Here is a 4052-nt window from a genome sequence, read left to right on the forward strand (position 1 = left end):
GAGACCCTCGACAAGTCACATCGTTCCAGAACAGAAGGCACTTTCGCGTCCCCGCGACCGCCGCCGCGCAGCCCTTAACGAAGGGCCGAGGCTAGCCTCCTGATCTGGCCGTCAATCGGGAAGCGGAAGGCGAGTCCAGGTCGAGCCGTCAGTGGTGAGCTGGACTTGGTCCGCCCCGTCGATTGACTGGTCATCGCGGCCGTACAGCCAGGCCCGACCCGGGTTGGCGCCAACTCCACCAACGCCATGCTGCTCCTTTCCCTTGGTGAAATGTCGCCCGCCGTCCTGACTCATCATTACGTACCCGGTAAGGGCCTCCGTATCGAGTAGCATCAACGACCCGTTGGAGCCAATGGTGAAAAGACGGACTGCGTCGCTGGTTGGCAAATCGGTGCCAACGTCTTCCCATGACTGGCCGCCGTTGGTGGTACGGAGCAGTCGGGATGGGCCGGAGGCCGGGGTCCCATTCGGGCCCGCTGGGAGGGGTTCGGTCAGTAGGTACGCCTCCTGGGCGCTGACGGCGGCCACGCCGATGGCGGTGGTTTTCTCCGGTGCCCGCGAGGTGCGCCATGTTGCGCCCCGGTCGGCGCTGCGGGCGACCACGGCAGGTTGGCCGTCGCCCGGCCAGTAGGTGTTCCAGATAGCCCCGTCTGGGCTTTCGTAGATGCTGTAGGGCGGGTAGGGCGATGGTGGTTGTCCGGTGAGTCGGAAGACGCGACCGGACGCGGGGTCGACGGCGAGTGGTTGCGTGATCGCTCCGCAGCCTTGCTGACAGGTGACCGGCTGCGCGTTCTTCGGGAAGGCAGGGACGGCGGTGATGGCAGTGTTGGCACTCTGCCAGGTCCGGCCAGTGTCGGTGGTAAGCACCCACTGGTCATCGAACCTCACCAGGTAGCTTCGTTCGCTGAGCACGCTATAGCGAACGTCCGTTGCTCCGAGGCCTTTGGCGTCAACCGTTGTGGTGCAGGTGCCGTTGTAGCGGGCGCTCTGCCAATCTGACCAGCTCCGTCCGGCATCGGTGGTCGCCGCAAAACTTATCTTGCAGCCTCCTTCTGCCTCCTCCACAGCTACCGCAGTTCGGTCGGAGAGCACGACCAATATGCTGGTGCGAGCCTGGGTTGCCGGACGAGTTGGGTCTGGGCCGGCAACCTGCAATCCCTGGGAACTGTCGCCGGTCGGAAGGAATGTGGTGCCGGCGCCGGCGAGGGCCAGCACAACAGCCAACCCCATCCCGACCATGCGGCGTTGACGACGGGAACGAGCGGCATTCCGAAGATCACCAAGGGGTGGCTGGCGTACGGCGTCAGTGACAGTATCGATGTCGAAGCCGGAGAACTCACGATTGCGCATCGACCCTCCCATCAATGGTTGCGGTATCGGCGGTTTCGGAGAAAGAGAGCAGCAGGGCCAGCGCTTGACGTCCTCGGGACAATCGGGATTTGACCGTGCCGACGGAGACACCCAAAGTTTGTGCCACCTCCTCGATCGGCAGGTCCACGAAGTAGTGCAGGGCCAGAGCGTGCCGTTGCCCCTCGGGCAGTCGATGAAGTGCCGCCAGCAGCGCCAAGTGCTCGGGCGCAGTATCAGCCACCACAGGTGGCGGCCCGATCCGGCGCAACAGCCCATCGAGCACCCGCCGACGCCGATGGCGGCTACGGGCAACATTCACCGCCACCCGACGCAACCAGGCCTCCGGGTTGTCCAAGCTTGCGAACCGGCGCGGCGCTGCGAGCGCACGAGTAAACGCCTCTTGCACCGCTTCTTGCGCCTCACCTAGATCCCCGGTCACCGCGTAGAGCTGAACAACCAAGCGCCGGAAACACCCGGCATAGACGTCGGCGATCAAATCATCGGACACCGTCACCTCCCTTCTCTGCCACTTCCACTCCCGGCGCCACGAAAAGGTTCCATCGCTCCGTGGAGCTGGGGTCTGTCGGGTCTGTCAGGTTGGCGGCTGATCTTGGTTGTTGAGGTGGTCATTCGTTGGCCGGGGTGGGCCTGCCTTCACAGGCGATCTGGACGGCGATGGCACCGAGGATCTGAAAAGTATCCGCCCGACGGCGATGGAGGTGTCGTCAGGTCATCAGCGGGATCCTGTGGAAGCTGCGTACGGGTGGGCCGTAGCGTGACCTGCCGGAGCGCTTCGGGCCGTGGAAGACGTGCCACGAACGCCTGCCCTTTTGGACAACCGATGGCACCTAGTACTCCAACGTCACTTGGCCTGTCTGCGCTGGTAGTGGGATCGGCGGGCGCGGGCTTGGGCTGTTCGTCGCCAGATCGACCAGTGCAGTGTGTGCTCTGGCGGTAACGATGTGGCGAGGACGAAGGCGTTGAGGAGTCGGCGGATCTCGGCGACGGTCAGCGCGATGATCTTCGGGTCGGTGTCGGGCTGTTGGGCAGCGAGGATGGTCAGGACGGCCAGGGCGAGTATGGCCAGGGTGATGAAGCGGTGCCAGCCGGTTCAACTGCGGACCTGGTAGTGGTCGAGGCCGACCTGGCCTTTGCCGGTCTGGAACAGCTCCTCAATGCTCCAGCGGGAGCCGGCGACGGTCACGAGGGTGTGCAGCGGGACTGGGCGGGGTGACCAGCACAGGTAGAAGGCCAACTCGCCGGTGGTGCGGTTGCGGGGATGAGCAGCCACCGGTGCTCACCAGGTTGGGTGGCCGTGGTGATCCACGCCCACAGGTAGTCGCGGGGACCTTTCGCGCCCGGCCCGCAGCTGCGGGGCTGCCATTCGCGGGTGGGTATCTGCTCGGCGAGGTCGTCGGCGCGGATGAGGGTGCGGCCGTCGTTGACCGCCACGCGTCGGTCGCAGCCGACCGCGAGGGCGTAACCGATCCTCCAGTGTTCGAGGTCAGCGCGCAGGCCGGGGTCGGCGCCGTAGACCTCGTCGCCGGTCACCCACGCGAACGGGATTTGGGCGTGCAGGGCGGCGGCGATCATCTGCCGGGCCAGCGCCGGCTTCGTGGCGAACCCGACCTGGTCGGGAACGCCGGCGGCGGTGAGACGCTCAGGTCGGTCGCACCAGGTCGTCTCGGGTAGATAAAGCCGGCGGTCGATCATCGCCCGCCCCGTAGGTGAGACGTAGGCGAGGAACACCCCGACCTGGCTGTTCTCGACACGACCGGCGGTGCCGGTGTACTGCCGCTGCACCCCGACCGAGCACAGGCCCTTCTTCAAGAACCCGGTCTCGTCGCAGGCCAGCACCGCGTTGGGGTGCCCGAGTTGCTCGATCAGCCAGGTCCGAACGTCGTCGCGGACGGCGTCGGCGTCCCACACCGCCGTGCGTAGCAGCCGCTGCATCGCCTGTGGATCAGCGTGGCCTGCCCGTTCCGCGAGGGTCCAGCAGGTCTTGCGTTCCACAGCCGACAGCAGACCTTCCACGAACTGCCCGGCGGTCCGACGAGGCTCTGCCCGTACGAACCGGTCAGCGACACGCGTCACCGCTTCGTTCAGGACGACCCGCCACCCGGCGGGGTTTACGCTGTGGCACGCGGCCACCGCACGATCTTCGGTTGTCTTCACAAACCATCGATGATCAACGCGGTGGCCGTCTCCATGCCCGCGCCACGCCCAACGCCAAAACCAAGTGACGTTGGAGTACTAGGCTCGGATCTCACGGTTGCGCAGGTGCATGACGACGGCACACCCGCGCAGGGGACGATCACCATCGACTCCTCGGTCGTACTTCCCACCAGCATTGCGCTGGCGCCTGCAAACGGGGACTCCCGGACAAGTGCGGCGGCGCCTGGTACGCAAGATGGCGAGGCCATCGGCCGGTCCCGCCGCGGACTGAGCACGAAGATCCACCTCGCGGTCGACGGACGTTCCCGGCCACCGTCAGTCCTGCTCACGCCTGGTCAGGCCGGCGACAACCTTCGACTCCTGGCCGCGGTGCAGACCTTCGGTCTCACCGGTCCGCTGTCCCCCAGGTTCTCTTCCTGGTTGACGAGCTCGCCGCACCACAAGCAGTGACCAGCCGGAACTAGTGCCGCATCAAGAAACGTTTGCCCTGCTGCGACGCGCCGTCCGGATGTGATCTGGGCGGCGCG

Annotated in this window: 2 protein-coding genes and 3 pseudogenes; 2 read left to right on the forward strand and 3 right to left on the reverse strand. The window is 66.0% G+C overall.

Going from position 1 to position 4052, the window contains the following annotated elements; genetic code table 11:
* Positions 1–111 precede the first annotated feature (111 nt).
* Together ABZS40_RS36375 and ABZS40_RS36380 are read right to left on the reverse strand one after the other, a co-directional pair.
* A complete protein-coding gene (locus ABZS40_RS36375; RefSeq protein ID WP_354949254.1) occupies positions 112–1350 on the reverse strand; it encodes a hypothetical protein in 1239 nt (412 codons plus the stop codon).
* Positions 1337–1858: a sigma-70 family RNA polymerase sigma factor gene (locus ABZS40_RS36380; protein WP_354949256.1), complete on the reverse strand. Its 522-nt coding sequence runs from the start codon at positions 1856–1858 to the stop codon at positions 1337–1339. Before ABZS40_RS36380 ends, ABZS40_RS36375 begins: the two co-directional genes overlap by 14 nt.
* 167 nt (positions 1859–2025) lie before the next feature.
* Here ABZS40_RS36380 and ABZS40_RS36385 point away from each other — a divergent pair.
* A pseudogene (locus ABZS40_RS36385) lies at positions 2026–2196 on the forward strand (transposase); the annotation flags it as partial.
* 16 nt (positions 2197–2212) lie between these two features.
* Here ABZS40_RS36385 and ABZS40_RS36390 read toward each other — a convergent pair.
* A pseudogene (locus ABZS40_RS36390) lies at positions 2213–3444 on the reverse strand (IS701 family transposase).
* Positions 3445–3765: 321 nt separating this feature from the next.
* On the opposite strand from ABZS40_RS36390, the pseudogene ABZS40_RS36395 reads away from it, so the two are divergent.
* Positions 3766–3864: pseudogene (locus tag ABZS40_RS36395) on the forward strand (IS5/IS1182 family transposase); the annotation flags it as partial.
* Positions 3865–4052 lie beyond the last annotated feature (188 nt).

This window comes from Micromonospora sp. NPDC005324, assembly GCF_040607155.1.
GTDB lineage: Bacteria > Actinomycetota > Actinomycetes > Mycobacteriales > Micromonosporaceae > Micromonospora > Micromonospora trifolii.

Coding starts and splice junctions, on each gene's coding strand:
- ABZS40_RS36375 (WP_354949254.1), bottom strand. CDS start 1,350: ATGCGCAATCGTGAGTTCTCCGGCTTCGACATCGATACTGTCACTGAC.